Source organism: Nonomuraea sp. NPDC049625 (genome assembly GCF_040675285.1).
GTDB classification, from domain to species: domain Bacteria; phylum Actinomycetota; class Actinomycetes; order Streptosporangiales; family Streptosporangiaceae; genus Nonomuraea; species Nonomuraea angiospora_A.
On the sequence record NZ_JBFAOQ010000018.1, the window covers coordinates 158,335 to 172,768 of the forward strand.

Consider the following 14,434-nt stretch of genomic DNA (forward strand, 5'->3'; position numbering starts at 1 on the left):
AACCTCTGAGCCGCCCCGGCCACTCAGCGTTTTGTGTCAGGTCTTAGAGAGATCATGTCTTCACAATCCCATAGAGATCATTTCGTGCTGCCCTGGACCGTGCGGAGGACTCGGCTGCCGCTGCTCACCGTGCGTTGCCTGGACTGCCAGGCGCAGGCGGCCACCGTCGGCGAGGGCAGGTTCCGGATCAACGCCAACGGCAAGCTGCTTGACGTGTGGCTGCTCGTCCGTTGCGTCGGCTGCGACCGGACCTCGAAGATCACCGTCCATGAGCGGGTACCGGTCCGATCGCTGGATCCGGCCAGGCTCCGCGCCTTCGAGGACAACGATCAGGCGCTCGTCGCTCACACGCTCCTGGACCCCGCGGTCGCACGGCGCAACCGGTTCACCCTCGATTGGCGTGGCGCCTGGCAGCTGGAGTCATCGGCTGCCGAGACGGCATGGCCATACCGGGTGGACGTCGGTTTCCTCGATCCCGTGCCCGTCCGCCCGGAGCGGCTGATCGCCCAGGGGCTCGGGATCAGCAGGGGCGAGGTCGGGCGCCGCATCAAGGGCGACCTCCCCCTCAACCGCACGACGACCGCGGACTTCTCGTTCGTCGTCATGCCCGCTGAATAGGGCCGGGAGAAGTGGTGGGTGGGACTGAGGCTACGACGGACGGGTGCAGTGCTTCTGCGTGCCGTCACGGCGACCGCCTCAGTCCCGCTCCACCGGCAACATGTACGTACCCAGCCAGAGGGTCAGCTCAGGCGCCTTCGCAGGAGGCAGAACTCGTTGCCTTCGGGGTCCAGCAGGACGTGCCAGGACTCCTGGCCCGTCTGGCCGATGTCGGCCGGGCGCGCCCCGAGCTTCAGGAGGCGTTCGAGTTCGGCGTCCTGATCGCGGTCGGTGGCGTTGACGTCGAAGTGCAGCCGCGGACTGCCCGCATTGAGCTCGGTGGCGGGGCTGAAGACCAGAGTCGGCTGCAATCCGCCGAACCCTTCCCGTGGTCCGATCTCCACCGCGCCGTCGTCGGTGTCGTCGAGCACGATGAAGTCCAGCACCTCGCACCAGAAGGCCGCCAGCCGTTGCGGGTCCCGGCATTTGATGATCAGTTCGGAAATACGACAAGCCATGATCGGCACCTTACGGGGCATCCACCCCACGCCGCCAATCCTTGAGAGGAGGACCGGTCCGGGTTTTGGCGAATGCGGGTGGGGCCGGCGGTGACCCACGGGCCCGTTCGGAGCCGTGATCACGTGGCCGGAAAAGGATTGGACGGGATGATGCTCGGGCTTGTAGCTTGCAGTCGACCGTGACGCCGCCCGAGGAGGTGAGACCCATGAACGCTGTATCGATGTGGGTGCTCCCCCTTCCCGTCACGGCCGGGCGATTGACGTAGGTGTCGCCGGGAGCGCCTCGCCAACAAGGCACTCCCGAAAGGCAACACCTATGCACTCTCAGTTCTCCGCCGGGCCGCCGTCGAACGACAGGGCCGAGCGCGACGTCCCCGGACTCCCCTCGCCGGCCTCCGGCGCCGATCGCACGCCCCTCAGGTACGACGTGATCATTGCCGGGTGCGGGCCGACCGGTGCGACCCTGGCCGCCGAACTGCGGCTGCACGACGTGCGGGTACTCGTTCTGGAGAAGGAAACCGAGCCCAAGTCGTTCGTCCGGATCGTCGGTCTGCATATTCGCAGTCTCGAGCTGATGGCCATGCGCGGACTGCTGGATCGCATTCTCGAACATGGAAGACAGCGCCCGGCCGCCGGTTTCTTCGCCGCCATCAACAAACCCGCGCCCAAGGGCCTGGATTCCGCGCACGCCTACCTGCTGGGCATCCCGCAGCCGGTCATCGAACGTCTGCTCGAAGAGCATGCGATCGCACTGGGTGCGCAGGTCCGGCGCGGTTGCGCGGTGGCCGGTTTCGAGCAGGACGACGAGGGTGTGACCGTCGAGCTGGCCGACGGGGAACAGCTGCGTTCGCGCTATCTCATCGGCTGTGACGGCGGGCGCAGCACGGTGCGCAAACTGCTCGGCGTCGGCTTCCCCGGCGAGCCCTCGCGGACCGAGACGCTGATGGGCGAGATGGAAGTGGGTGTGCCGCAGGAGGAGATCGCCGCCAAGGTGGCCGACATCCGCGAGACCCATCAGCCATTCTGGCTCCGGCCCTTCGGCAGAGGAATCTACAGCGTCGTCGTCCCCGCGGCGGGGGTCGGAGATCGCGCGGAACCGCCCACCCTCGAGGATTTCCAACAACAGCTGCGCACCATCGCCGGAACCGATTTCGGCGTGCACTCCCCGCGCTGGTTGTCCCGCTTCGGGGATGCCACCCGGCTGGCCGAACGTTATCGGGTCGGGCGGGTGCTGCTGGCCGGCGATGCGGCACACATCCATCCACCCATCGGCGGGCAGGGCCTCAACCTGGGCGTCCAGGACGCATTCAACCTCGGCTGGAAACTGGCCGCACAGATCCGCGGCTGGGCGCCGGACACCCTGCTGGACACCTACCAGGCCGAACGTCATCCGGTCGCCGAGGACGTGCTGGACAACACCCGCGCCCAGATGGAACTGCTGTCCGCCGAACCGGGCCCGCGGGCCGTGCGCAGGCTGCTCACCGAACTGATGGACTTCGACGAGGTGAACCGCCATCTGATCGAGAAGATCACCGCGATCGGCATCCGCTACGACTTCGGCGCGGGCCCCGACCTGCTCGGCCGCCGCCTGCGCGACATCGACGTGAAACAGGGCCGGCTCTACGGTCTGCTGCATCGCGGCCGCGGCCTGCTGCTGGACCGCACCGAAGGCCTGACCGTCGGCGGCTGGTCGGACCGGGTCGATCACCTCGCGGATCCCACTGCGGCACTGGATGTTCCGTGCGTCCTGCTACGCCCCGACGGCCACGTCGCCTGGATCGGCGACGATCAGCAGGACCTGGACGACCACCTGTCCCGCTGGTTCGGCAGGCCCGCCGGCTGATTTCGCCTGAGCAGCGGACAATGAATGCGAGCGAGGCTTCGGCGGCGTAACAGGCCGAAGGCCGTCAGCGGGTGGCGGCGAGGAGTCCGGCGAGGTCGAGTGCGTCACCTTTGACCTCGGCCAGCCACTCGTTGTGGATGTACTCGAAGGCGCCGGTCTCGGTGTCGAGCAGGCCGATGCTTGCGGCCGTCACCCGTTGTTCGGGGTTGCCGGGCTTCGGCTCCCACCTGGTGTTCTTGGGCTGTACCAGCTGGGCGAGCGCGTAGGAGGTCGTGCGGCCGTAGTGGCGTGGGCCGTTGGGGTGGTGGTAGCGGCCGCTGATGTGCAGGCTCGGCACCGGGTCGAGCATCGCACCCGCTCGGAAGACCGGTCAAGTCGAGCCCTGCGCCGGGGACGCGGCGGTGACCTCGCATCGTGGTCATTACCAGAGCTGAGGAGGATGCGCGGGACGTGCTCGGCGCCGGAGGGCCGCTGGACCGGGTTCTTGGCGTGCAGGCGCGTGATGAGCGCTTCGACCTCGGGCGGCAGGTGGGGGCGGGCGATCGCGCCTTGGGTCAGCGTCGCAGGTCGCGCCCCGCGATGGTCAGCCAGAGGTAGGGCAGGGGCAGCATCGCCAGCCAGAACAGGTGTGCCTGATCCCAGTACCCGAACCCGCAGGTCGGGGGCCAGAGCCGGACCTGCTCGGGGAGCAGGACGGTCCCCAGTACCATCGCCAGCTGGACCACCACGGCGGCCATGGCGGCCTGCCGTCCGGGTGCGAACCGCACGGCGGTCGCCGCGGCCGCCAGCGCGATGCCGAGGCAGACGCCCGCCTCGATGAGCAGGTCGCCGACCGGGAACAGGGCGCCCTCCGGCAGGCGGGTCAGGAGAGAGGAGAAGGCGGCCAGCCAGATCGCGATCGCGGCGCCGCCGGGCAACAGGCAGCGCAGCGCCTGCCGGACCCATCGGGGGACCGCGGCGGCGCCGAGGTCGGCGGACATGGTGTCGACCAGCCCGAAGGCCGCCGCCGCGCCGAGCAGAGTGCCACAGATGCGCAGGAGCACGAGCGCGTCGCCCCCGGCCAGCGCCTCCCCGTACTCCACCAGACTCACCAGCCCGGCGGTGAAGGCGGCGACCACGACCAGAGGCCCCCAGTCGATGGCCCGAGCGAGGGGGCGTACCAGCAGGAGCGCCACCCGCCAGCGGTACGGCGGCGGGGCGGGGACGGCCGTGCCGGTGGAGGAGGCTTGGGGGCGTGCGGGCAGTGTTACAGGCATGGCGTGGCTCCCGTCGGCGCGTTGAACGTGCGTTCCAGCCCGAGCAGCGGCAGGGCCTGGTCGATCGTGGTGGTGGGCTTGACGAGCGTGCCCCAGTTGGCCTGGACCTTCTCGCGGGCCCCGGGGGAGGCCAGCAGCAGCTTGGCGTAACCGATCTCGGCCGGGCCCCAGTCCAGACCGGACAGGCGTCCCAAGTTACGGTCGACATAGAGCTGCCGCCGGGCCTCGGGAGGGGAGACTTGGCCGATGAGCCAGAGCGCCACCACCGTGCGGGCCTGACCGCGCACGTCACACAGTGCTGCGCGCCGGGAGGGGCTGAAGTGCTTGGCGGCCGAGTCGTGCAGCCCGGCCCCCCAGAAGGCCACGTCCTCGGCCAGCATCCTGCGCTGGTCGGGATGCCCCCAGCTCATCGACGCACGGATCACGCCGAAATCGTCGGCGAAGCTCCAGGTCGGGCTCATCTGCCGCACCTGGGGCGCTCGGGCCCGCAGCGCGGCGGGCAGCGCCGCCACGACCGGCTGGACCGCCTGTTCCCACAGCGGGATCCACGGTTCGTAGCCCCGAAAGGCACAATAGGTCACGCCCTGCCGCGCCGTGCAGCGGTAGGCATGCGGGCCGAAGTAGCGTTCCCGTACGCGAGAGTCCACATGGCCGATGGTCAGCTCCACGTTGGTGGGGAGCCCTGCCGGTGGCCGGGTTGACGCAGCGGTGGCCCCCGATGGCACCGCGGCAGCCAGCGCCGCCACCGCAACCGCGGCGGGTAGCGGCCGTACCCGATGTCTGAGCAGCGCGATCCCGCCGAAGAACGTCGCGACAGCGAGCACGTACACCAGGTGGGCCGCCGACGGGCGGTCGGGCCAGTCCGGCTGGTGGACCTGCATCACCGGCAGCAGCCAGCGGTCCTGCCCGTTCGTCGGGTTCATGTAGATGAGGAAACCGAGCACGGCGACCACCAGTGGTCCGGCGATCAGCCACGGTGACCAGCGGCCGACGGCCACGCCCAGGGTTGCGGCGAGGACCGCGGCGGCCACCGCCGTCAGCGGTTCCCACACGTCCAACCGGCCCCCGGCGGGGCCGCTCAACAGCCGGATCGCCAGGTAGCCGCCCATGGCCACGGCCGCCGCGAGCCCCGCGATCAGCGGGGTGGCCAGCAGCAGGGACCGCGTTCGGTGCTCGGCCCGCCCGGGCAGGCCCGCGAGGCTCTCGGGCATACCGTGCCGCCCGTCGCGCGAGGCGGCCAGACTCGCCACGACCACGACCGCCGCGGCCAGGCAGGTGGCCAGCCCGGTGGCGTTGACCGGGTCCATCGTGAGGTCGGGCTGCTGGTCCCAGCTGAGGGACGTCTGCAGGGCCAGCACCAGGACGGTCGCGCCCCACACGAGCGGATGCCGCACCAGCCTGCGCGCCTCGAACAGGAACAGCCGCCGCGTCACGCCGCCTCCCCGAGCAGCATGAGGTAGCCGTCCTCGACGCCGGGCGCCGCCGCGTCCGCGGCCGGCGGGGGCGTGCCGAGTGTGCGGTAGCGGCCGTCGGCCGTCCGCCAGAACAGCTCCGTGGTGGCGGGGGGCGCGTCCGACAGCCACACCCGGCCGTCCGCCACGGCCGCGAGCTCGCCGGGGGTGCCGTCGAAGAGCGCCCGGCCGTCCCGCATGACCACCACCCGTTCGCACAGCGCGGCGACGTCCTCGATCTGGTGCGTGGACAGCACGACGGTACGGCTCTCGCCGAGCCGCGAGACCAGCGCGCGGAACATCATCCGCTGCTCCGGGTCCAGGCCCACGGTCGGCTCGTCGAGAATGAGCAGGTCCGGCTCGCCCAGCAGGGCCTGGGCCAGGGCGAGCCGCTGGCGCATGCCGCCCGACAGCTTGCGCACCTTGGTCTTGGCCTGGTCGGTGAGGTTCACCTCGGCCAGTACCCGGCGCACCTCGGCGTGCCGGTGCCCGCGGTCGGTCAGCTCCTTGAGGATCGCCACGTAGTCCACGAGGTCAAAGGCGGTGAAGTGCGGGTAGGAGCCGGGGTTTTGTGGCAGGTAGCCGAGCCTGCGCCGCAGCGCGGTGCGCTGCACGCGGTCGGCCGGGTTCAGGCCGAAGGCGTCCACTGTGCCATGGTCGGGGGCGAGGGTGGTGGCCAGGCAGCGCAGCAGGGTGGTCTTGCCGGCGCCGTTCGGGCCGAGCAGGCCGGTCACGCCGGTGCCGAGCGTCAGGTCGAGGCCGTCGAGCGCCCTTTTGGTGGCGTAGGTCTTGGTCAGTTGCTTGATCTGGATCATCTGGTGCTCACTCGGTAGAGGCGGTAGGTCAGCAGGAGGGCGGCCACGCCGTACCCGATCTGCGGGACGGGACCGAAGGCGGCGAGCCAGTCGCCGATGAGGCGGCCCGTGCCGACGATGGCCAGCCACACCCCGCCCACGGCGAGGGCGGCGATCGGCACGGGCAGCCGACTCGACAGGGCCAGGCAGCCCGCGGCGGCGGCGAGCGCGGGCAGCAGCCAGGCGGCTGCCAGCCCCGGCGGCGCCGGCAGCAGCGGCGAGGCGAGCCCTGCCAGCACGACCGACACCGCCAGCACCGCCGTGGCCCTGGTCAGCAGCAGCCGCGACCCCGACATCGGGGTGGCGGCCACCAACTCGTGGGCGGAATCGACGCGCGGCCCGTAGGCGAGCGCGATGCCCGCCAGCGGCAGCACCGGCGCGGCGATCAGGAAAGCGGGCAGCAGTTCGGCCTGCTCGCGCGCGGCCAGCACCGCGAAGGCCACTACCGCCACCACCGCGGCCAGCCAGGCCCGGCTCAGTGTCGGTGTCGCCGACAGCAGCCTGGCCAGGTGGTCAGGCACCCCGCCGTGGCGCAGGAACCGCTCGGACAGGCTCGGGCGCGGCGTGATCAGCTCGGCCTCCAGCCGCGCCCAGGACGCCTCCAGCCAGTCCTTCTCGTACGGCACCGCCGCCCGGCAGTCGGCGCAACGGCCGAGATGCGCATCCACGGACATGGCCTGCGCCGGTTCGAGCGTTCCTTCGAGGTAGCGCTCACGCAGATCGTCAGGGATGTGCCAGCTAGTCATGACAGCTCCTCGCGCAACCGGGCCCTGGCCCGCATCGCGCGGGTCTTGACCGTGCCTTCCGGGATGCCCAGGAGACCGGCGGCCTCCTTGGTGGTGAGGCCGTCAAGGACGGTCGCCTCGATGACGGCGCGCAGTTCGGGGGAGAGCCTGGTCAGGGCGGTGCCGAGATCGCCATGCTCCACGTTCAGCAGCACCACGTCCTCGGCCGAGGCGACCGGCGAGCTTTCGCCTGGTTCGATGCCGGAGCCGATCCAGCGTGAGCCGCGGCCGCGCAGGGTGGAGATCAGTCGGCGGATGGCGATCGTCCACAACCAGCCGGCCGGGTTGTCGCCGCGGAAGCCGCCCGCCGAGCGCCACACGGCCAGAAAGGTCTCCTGCAGCGCGTCGTCGACGGCGTCCGCGTCGGCGCAGCGGCGGGCCAGCCGGGCGCGCAGCCAGGGGGCGTGGCGCTGGTGAAGGATGCGCAGGGCGACGGTGCTCCGGGCGGCGACGGCGGTGATGAGGTCGGCGTCATCGCTTTCCGCGGTGACGTCCGGGGCCGCGCGCCGCCGGAAGGGAAACGGTCTCACGGTGTATCTATCGCACGACCCGTATGCGCCGGTTCTCCCAGGTCGGCCTTTTCGCGATTCGGCCCATGCACGCGCACCACGCCGATCGCCACCATCGGCGTGCGTTGGGAGTGCGGGCCTCTCAGGTGCGAGGAAACACGTCCCGGCGCAAGCCCTCCTGACCTTTGACTTCGCCCCGCCGGGACCCCTACGGTCGAATAGTCGACCGGTCGGCTAGCTACGAAGACGGCAGGCCGCGGCATCCCACCCCATCCCGGAGAAGGTCATCATGAGCACCCAGAAGGTCGCAGTCATCACCGGCGGCTCGCAAGGCATCGGCGCCCACCTCGTCGACGCCTACCGCAAGCTCGGCTACGCCGTCGTCGCCACCTCCCGCACCATCACCCCCTCCAACGACGCGGACGTCCTGACCGTCCAGGGCGACATCGCCGACCCCGCCACCGCCGAAGGTGTCATCACCGCCGGCGTGGAACGCTTCGGCCGCATCGACACCCTGGTCAACAACGCCGGAGTCTTCGTCGCCAAGCCCTTCACCGACTACACCCAGGGCGACTACGCCGCCGTGATCGGCGTGAACCTCGCCGGCTTCTTCCGCATCACCCAGCTGGCCGTCGAGCGGATGCTCACCCAGGGCGGCGGCCACATCGTCAACGTCACCACGAGCCTGGTCGACAACGCCGACGCCCGGGTCCCCTCCGTCCTGGCCTCGCTCACCAAGGGCGGACTGCAGTCCGCCACCAAGTCCCTCGCCATCGAGTACGCCACTCGCGGCATCCGCGTCAACGCCGTCTCGCCCGGCACCATCAAGACGCCCATGCACCCCGAGGGCACCCATGAGATCCTCGCCGGCCTGCACCCGGTCGGCCGGATGGGGGAGCCGGGCGACATCGTGGACGCGGTGACCTACCTGGAGAACGCCCCGTTCGTCACCGGCGAGATCCTCCACGTCGACGGCGGCATGAGCGCGGGCCACTGAGGGAGAACAGCGATATGACAGACACCGAAACGATCCTGTGTGGCGTCCTCGACCGGTGGAAGGCGGGCGTCGACGGCCACCAGCCGGATCGGGTCGCGTCGGTGTTCACCGAGGACGCGATCTTCCAGGGGCTTCGTCCCTACAGCGTGGGACGGCAGGGCGTCGCCGACTACTACGCCTCCCAGCCTGCCGGCCTGTCGGCCGCGTACCACGTCCTGGAAAGCCGGCGCCTGTGCGACGACATCGTGCTCGGCTACCTGAGCGTCGACTTCTCGTTCACGGACCGGCCCACGGTCAGCGTCAACCTCCTCGTCCTGCTGAAGCGCTCGCAGGCCGATTGGCTCATCAGCCACTACCAGGTCTCCCGCCTCGGCTGAGACCGGCCTCACGGGTCCGGGCGCGGCGATGCGCCCGCCCGGACCCGGCCGCCCCTCCGACCGACATACGAAGGCAGAACACCGCATGCGCACCACCACCCTGGGCACCCACGGACCGCAGGTCGGCGTCATCGGCCTGGGCGCCATGGGGATGAGCTTCATGTACGACATGGCGGCGCCCCGCGACGAAGCCACATCCGTCTCCGTCATCCACCAGGCCCTCGACCTGGGCGTGACCTTGATCGACACCGCTGACGTCTACGGCCCCCACACCAACGAGGAACTCCTCGGACGGGCCCTGACCGGCCACCGCGACCGCGCCGTGCTCGCCACCAAGGTCGGCCGGGTGGTCGCCGACCCCACCGGCGCTCCCGGCAACCTCCCGGTCATCGCCGGCAACGGCCGGCCCGAGCATGTCCGGGCCGCCATCGACGCCAGCCTGCGCCGCCTGGGCACCGACCACGTCGACCTCTACCAGCTCCACCGCGTCGACCCCGAGGTCCCCATCGAGGAGACCTGGGGCGCCATGGCTGAGGCCGTCGCGGCCGGCAAGGCCCGCTACCTGGGCCTGTCGGAGGTCACCGTCGAGCAGATCCGGCGCGCCCGGACCGTACACCCGGTCACCACCGTGCAGTCCGAATTCTCCCTGTGGACCCGCGACGTCCAGGCCGAGGTCCTGCCCTACTGCGAGCGGCACGGTATCGGCCTGCTGCCGTACTCGCCCCTGGGCCGCGGGTTCCTCGCCGGCCGCTTCACCTCCTTCGACGAACTGCCGCACCACGACCACCGGCGGCGGCTGCCGCGCTTCCAGCAGGACAACCTGCGCGCCAACCTCGCCATCGCGGCCACGGTCCGCCAGGTCGCCGACCGGATCGACGCCACCCCGGCACAGGTCGCCCTGGCCTGGCTCCTCGCCCAGGGCCCGCACGTGGTCCCCATCCCCGGCACCAAGACCCCGAAATACCTCGCCGACAACGCGGGCGCCGCACACGTCCGGCTGTCTGCGGCCGACCTCGCCGACCTCGACGCCGTCCCGGCCCCCGTCGGCGCCCGATACTGACCGTCCCACCCCCGCCGCCGGGGACCCGTCAGCCGCGGGGCGCGTACATGATCACCAAGCGCCACGCACACGGGGCTCACCCGCTCCACGACCAAGATCGTGACAGACCCTCGCCGGAACCGACATGATCGAACGCATGACAGCCGACGGGAACACCCGCTTCGACGAGGGCGCCACGGCGGTACGCCGCCACGTCTGGAACGGCAAGGTGTGGACGGCCGCGCCGTACCGGGTCCTCCAGGACACCGACGAGTACTTCGTGGTGGCCGGCTGGCCAGGGCTGAAGAGCCTCGCCTCGACCACCTGGATCACCTCCTTCCTCAACGGCGGCAGCCGCCGCGAGCAGACCATCGACGAGCTGGCCTCGGGCCGGTGGGAGCTCGGCTGGTGGACCTGGCGGGGCACCGTCGTGCGCAGCTGGTACGGCATCGACAAACACTTCACCGTCCGCCAGTTCTTCGACGCCGACCACCGCCCGCTGACCTGGTACATCGACTTCGACCTGCCCAAACAGCGCACCCGCCTGGGCATCGACACCTTCGACCTCCTGCTCGACCCTGTCCCGGCACCGGTGGAAGGACGAAGACGAATATCGGCACGGCAGACGGCTCGGGCTCATCGACGACCGGGTGCACCGGCACGTCACCGCGGCCCGCGAGGAGGTCGTCGGACTCGTCCAGACCCGGCAGGGCCCCTTCGCCTGCGACTGGTCGCCCCCGGCCCACGAGCTGTGGCAGACGCCGACGCTCCCCGGCGACGCCCTCGAAACCCTCTGAGAGCCCCGGCGGGAGACTCCATCCTGCGCGTCCACAATGGGTCATTTGCCGACATAGGGGATGGTCCTGACTTCAGCCCGGCATCCACCCCCGTGACAGGGGAAGGCCAGAGAGGGATGGCAGCCTTCGTCCCAGACGCTCAGGAGGGGGACGACCATGTCACCGGGCAAGAGGAAACCGGATCTGCCGAGCCCGATGTTCGCCGAGCAGCCGGACGGGAGCTTCGTGACGTCCCTGCGCGGGCTCGCGGTGCTGCGGGAGCCGCTGCTGAACAAGGGCACCGCGTTCTCCCCGCAGGAGCGGGCCGAGCTCGGGCTGCAGGGCCTGCTCCCACCGGCGGTCGAGACGCTGGAGGAGCAGGTACGCCGCACGTACGTGCAGTACGGGCGCCAGCAGACGAACCTGCTCAAGAACGTCTACCTGGAAGCGCTGCGCGACCGCAACGAAGTGCTCTACTACCGGCTGCTGAGCGACCACCTGCGCGAGATGCTGCCCATCGTCTACGACCCCACGGTGGCCGAGGCGATCCGCACCTACAGCCACGAGTACCGCCGCCCGCGAGGGGTGTACCTGTCGATCGACGACGTGGACGGGATCGAGCGGGCCTTCCAGAGTCTCCAGCTGGGCCCGGACGACGTCGATCTGATCGTGGCCTCCGACGCCGAGGAGATCCTGGGCATCGGCGACTGGGGAGTGGGTGGCGGGGCCGGCATCGCGGCCGGCAAACTGGCCGTCTACACCGCCGCCGCGGGCATCGACCCCGCCCGCGTCATCCCGGTCGCCCTCGACGTCGGCACCGACAACGAGGCGCTGCTGAACGACCCCGCCTACGTCGGCAACCGGCACTCGCGCGTGCGGGGGCGGCGCTACGACGACTTCATCGACGCCTACGTCACCACGGCCACCCGGATGTTCCCCGGCGCCATGCTGCACTGGGAGGACTTCGGCCCCTCCAACGCCCGGCGGATCCTGGAGAAGTACACCGAGCGCATCTGCACCTTCAACGACGACATGCAGGGCACCGGCGCCATCGTGCTGGCCGCCATGCTCGGCGCCGTCCGCGTATCCGCGACACCGATGCGCGACCAGCGCATCGTGATCTTCGGCGCCGGAACCGCCGGCATCGGCAACGCCGACCAGCTGCGCGACGCGATGATCCGCGACGGCCTGGACCACGACACCGCCACCCGGCGGATCTGGCCCATCGACAAGCAGGGCCTGCTCATCGACGACATGACCGGCCTGCGCGACTACCAGCAGCCCTACGCCCGCCCCCGCGACGAGGTCGCCGGCTGGTCCCGGGACGAACACGGCATCTCGCTGGCCGAGGTCGTCCGGCGGGTCAAGCCGACCATACTGCTGGGCACCTCCACCGTCCACGGCGCGTTCACCGAGGAGATCGTGCGCTCGATGGCCGCGCAGGTCGAGCGGCCGATCATCTTCCCGATCTCCAACCCGACCGAACGCATCGAGGCGATGCCCGCCGACCTGATCCGCTGGACCGGTGGCCGCGCCTTGATCGCCACCGGCATCCCGGTCGAGCCGATCACCCACAAGACCGTCACCTACGTCATCGCCCAGGCCAACAACGCCCTGCTGTATCCAGGGCTGGGGCTGGGCGCGGTGGTCTCGCGAGCCCGCCGGGTCAGCTCCGGCATGCTGCAGGCGGCCGCCGAAGCCGTCGCCGGCATGGTCGACGTCTCGGCCCCGGGAGCCTCGCTGCTGCCCCAGGTGGACAATCTGCGCGAGGTCTCGGCCACGGTGGCCGTGGCCGTCGCCAACCGGGCGGCCGAGGAGCACCTGGCCCGCACCACGCTGCGCGACACGGTGCAGCAGGTCCACGAGGCGATGTGGCAGCCGGCCTACCGCGCGATCCGCGGGAACGGGCGATGAGCACGCCACGGGTCCGGGACGTGCCGATCGGGCTGCACGAGAGCGGCACCCGGACGGAAAGCGACTCGCTCGGCGAGATCGAGGTCCCGGCCGGGCACTACTGGGGCGCCCAGACCCAACGGTCGCTGATCCACTTCGACATCGGCGACGACCGCATGCCCAAAGCCGTCTACCACGCCTACGGCTACATCAAGAAGGCCGCCGCGATCGTCAACGCCCGCGCGGGCCGCCTGCCCCGGTGGCAGGCCGACCTGATCAGCCGCGTCGCCGACGAGGTCATCCGCGGCGACCTGGACGGCGAGTTCCCGCTGTACGTGTGGCAGACCGGCTCGGGCACCCAGTCCAACATGAACGTCAACGAGGTGATCTCCAACCGGGCGATCCAGCTCGTCGGCGGGCGGCTGGGCAGCAAGGATCCGATCCACCCGAACGATCACGTGAACATGGGCCAGTCGTCCAACGACACCTTCATCACCGCCATGCACATCGCCGCCGCCGAGGCCATCGACGACCACGTGCTGCCCGCCGCCGCCAGGCTGCGCGACAGCGCCGAGAGCAAAAGCCGGGAATGGGCGCACGTGGTCAAGATCGGGCGCACCCATCTGGAAGACGCCACCCCGCTGACCGTCGGCCAGGAATGGTCCGGCTACGCCGCCCAGCTCGGCGACGCCATCGACCACCTCGAACGCACCCGTACCGGCCTGTACCGGCTGGCCGTCGGCGGCACCGCGGTCGGCACCGGCCTGAACACCCCGCCGCAGTTCGGCGAACAGGTGGCCGCGCAGATCGCCGAGCTCACCGGGCGGCCCTTCGTCAGCGCGCCCAACAAGTTCGCCGCCCAGGCCTCCTGCGACGACCTGGTTCGCGCCTCGGCGGCGCTGCGCACCCTGACCGTGCCGCTGTTCAAGTTCGCCAACGACCTGCGCTGGCTGGGCTCCGGACCCCGTACCGGCCTGCGCGAGCTGATCCTGCCGGCCAACGAGCCGGGCTCGTCGATCATGCCGGGCAAGGTCAACCCGACCCAGGCCGAAGCCATGCTGATGGTCGCCATCCAGGTGGCAGGCAACGACACCGCCGTCTCGATGGCCGGCGCTGAGGGCAACTTCGAGCTGAACGCCTTCCGCCCCGTCATCATCAGGAACGTGCTGCACTCGGCGCGCATCCTGGCCGACATGATGGACCATTTCCGCACCTACCTGGTCGAAGGGGCCCGGCTGAACACCGAGACGCTGCACCACAACATCGAGCACTCGATCATGATGGTGACCGCGCTCAGCCCCGTCGTCGGCTACGACCGGGCCGCCCACATCGCCCACCACGCCCTCGACAAGGGCCTGCCGCTCAAGGAAGCGGCGCTGCAATGCGGCATCTCCGCGGACCTCTACGACAAGATCGTCGATCCCGAACGCCTCACCCGACCCGGCGTACCCAGCCCTGACGGCGGCACCCGGCACTGAAGAACGGCGCTGAAGAACGGCGCTGAAGAACGACATCGGCTCCGGCCGCACTGAGTCGTGC

16 protein-coding genes are annotated in these 14,434 nt (G+C 70.6%); 8 read left to right on the forward strand and 8 right to left on the reverse strand.

The genetic code is table 11. The annotated features are described in order from the left end of the window. The first annotated feature begins 84 nt into the window (after nucleotides 1–84). Nucleotides 85–618, forward strand: coding sequence for a DUF1062 domain-containing protein (locus AB0J87_RS51365; protein WP_363980223.1), 534 nt, complete (start codon nucleotides 85–87; stop codon nucleotides 616–618). A gap of 122 nt (nucleotides 619–740) precedes the next feature. Here the strand turns inward: AB0J87_RS51365 and AB0J87_RS51370 are convergent, their stop codons facing one another. After that, nucleotides 741–1,115 (reverse strand): VOC family protein, encoded by a 375-nt coding sequence (locus tag AB0J87_RS51370; protein WP_363980226.1) that lies wholly within the window; start codon nucleotides 1,113–1,115, stop codon nucleotides 741–743. Nucleotides 1,116–1,431: 316 nt separating this feature from the next. Here AB0J87_RS51370 and rox point away from each other — a divergent pair, with 316 nt between their 5' ends. Next, nucleotides 1,432–2,958 carry a rifampin monooxygenase gene (rox, locus tag AB0J87_RS51375; RefSeq protein WP_363980229.1) on the forward strand — a complete coding sequence of 509 codons (1,527 nt, stop codon included), beginning with the start codon at nucleotides 1,432–1,434 and terminating at the stop codon, nucleotides 2,956–2,958. A gap of 64 nt (nucleotides 2,959–3,022) precedes the next feature. Here rox and AB0J87_RS51380 read toward each other — a convergent pair whose 3' ends face one another. The 6 genes from AB0J87_RS51380 to AB0J87_RS51405 all read right to left on the reverse strand — a co-directional run bounded on the left by AB0J87_RS51380 (nucleotide 3,023) and on the right by AB0J87_RS51405 (nucleotide 7,834). Next, nucleotides 3,023–3,307, reverse strand: coding sequence for a hypothetical protein (locus tag AB0J87_RS51380; protein WP_363980231.1), 285 nt, complete (start codon nucleotides 3,305–3,307; stop codon nucleotides 3,023–3,025). Nucleotides 3,308–3,512: 205 nt separating this feature from the next. Next, nucleotides 3,513–4,214, reverse strand: coding sequence for a hypothetical protein (locus tag AB0J87_RS51385; protein WP_363980234.1), 702 nt, complete (start codon nucleotides 4,212–4,214; stop codon nucleotides 3,513–3,515). Continuing rightward, on the reverse strand, nucleotides 4,205–5,647 hold the full coding sequence (locus AB0J87_RS51390; RefSeq protein WP_363980236.1) for a hypothetical protein: 1,443 nt from the start codon (nucleotides 5,645–5,647) through the stop codon (nucleotides 4,205–4,207). Before AB0J87_RS51390 ends, AB0J87_RS51385 begins: the two co-directional genes overlap by 10 nt. Further along, entirely contained in the window at nucleotides 5,644–6,480 is an 837-nt protein-coding gene (locus AB0J87_RS51395) for an ABC transporter ATP-binding protein (RefSeq protein ID WP_363980239.1), read from the reverse strand. The genes AB0J87_RS51390 and AB0J87_RS51395 overlap by 4 nt, the downstream gene beginning before the upstream one ends. Continuing rightward, a complete protein-coding gene (locus AB0J87_RS51400) occupies nucleotides 6,477–7,265 on the reverse strand; it encodes a zf-HC2 domain-containing protein (RefSeq protein WP_363980241.1) in 789 nt (262 codons plus the stop codon). The genes AB0J87_RS51395 and AB0J87_RS51400 overlap by 4 nt, the downstream gene beginning before the upstream one ends. Continuing rightward, nucleotides 7,262–7,834 carry an RNA polymerase sigma factor gene (locus AB0J87_RS51405; RefSeq protein WP_363980244.1) on the reverse strand — a complete coding sequence of 191 codons (573 nt, stop codon included), beginning with the start codon at nucleotides 7,832–7,834 and terminating at the stop codon, nucleotides 7,262–7,264. Before AB0J87_RS51405 ends, AB0J87_RS51400 begins: the two co-directional genes overlap by 4 nt. Nucleotides 7,835–8,102: 268 nt before the next feature. Here AB0J87_RS51405 and AB0J87_RS51410 point away from each other — a divergent pair, with 268 nt between their 5' ends. From AB0J87_RS51410 to AB0J87_RS51420, 3 genes are all read left to right on the forward strand, one after another. Further along, nucleotides 8,103–8,810, forward strand: coding sequence for an SDR family oxidoreductase (locus AB0J87_RS51410; protein WP_363980247.1), 708 nt, complete (start codon nucleotides 8,103–8,105; stop codon nucleotides 8,808–8,810). Nucleotides 8,811–8,824: 14 nt separating this feature from the next. Then, a complete protein-coding gene (locus tag AB0J87_RS51415) occupies nucleotides 8,825–9,187 on the forward strand; it encodes a hypothetical protein (protein WP_363980250.1) in 363 nt (120 codons plus the stop codon). Nucleotides 9,188–9,272: 85 nt separating this feature from the next. Next, a complete protein-coding gene (locus tag AB0J87_RS51420; protein WP_363980253.1) occupies nucleotides 9,273–10,247 on the forward strand; it encodes an aldo/keto reductase in 975 nt (324 codons plus the stop codon). 51 nt (nucleotides 10,248–10,298) lie between these two features. Here the strand turns inward: AB0J87_RS51420 and AB0J87_RS51425 are convergent, their stop codons facing one another. Then, nucleotides 10,299–10,784: a hypothetical protein gene (locus AB0J87_RS51425; protein WP_363980256.1), complete on the reverse strand. Its 486-nt coding sequence runs from the start codon at nucleotides 10,782–10,784 to the stop codon at nucleotides 10,299–10,301. A gap of 92 nt (nucleotides 10,785–10,876) precedes the next feature. Between AB0J87_RS51425 and AB0J87_RS51430 the strand changes: the two genes are divergently transcribed. From AB0J87_RS51430 to AB0J87_RS51440, 3 genes are all read left to right on the forward strand, one after another. Next, nucleotides 10,877–11,023, forward strand: coding sequence for a hypothetical protein (locus AB0J87_RS51430; RefSeq protein WP_363980259.1), 147 nt, complete (start codon nucleotides 10,877–10,879; stop codon nucleotides 11,021–11,023). A 156-nt stretch (nucleotides 11,024–11,179) separates the two neighbouring features. Continuing rightward, nucleotides 11,180–12,916, forward strand: a complete 1,737-nt coding sequence (locus AB0J87_RS51435; RefSeq protein WP_363980262.1) for an NAD-dependent malic enzyme — start codon at nucleotides 11,180–11,182, stop codon at nucleotides 12,914–12,916. Continuing rightward, nucleotides 12,913–14,373 (forward strand): class II fumarate hydratase, encoded by a 1,461-nt coding sequence (locus AB0J87_RS51440; protein ID WP_363980265.1) that lies wholly within the window; start codon nucleotides 12,913–12,915, stop codon nucleotides 14,371–14,373. The genes AB0J87_RS51435 and AB0J87_RS51440 overlap by 4 nt, the downstream gene beginning before the upstream one ends. The last annotated feature ends 61 nt before the right edge of the window (nucleotides 14,374–14,434 follow it).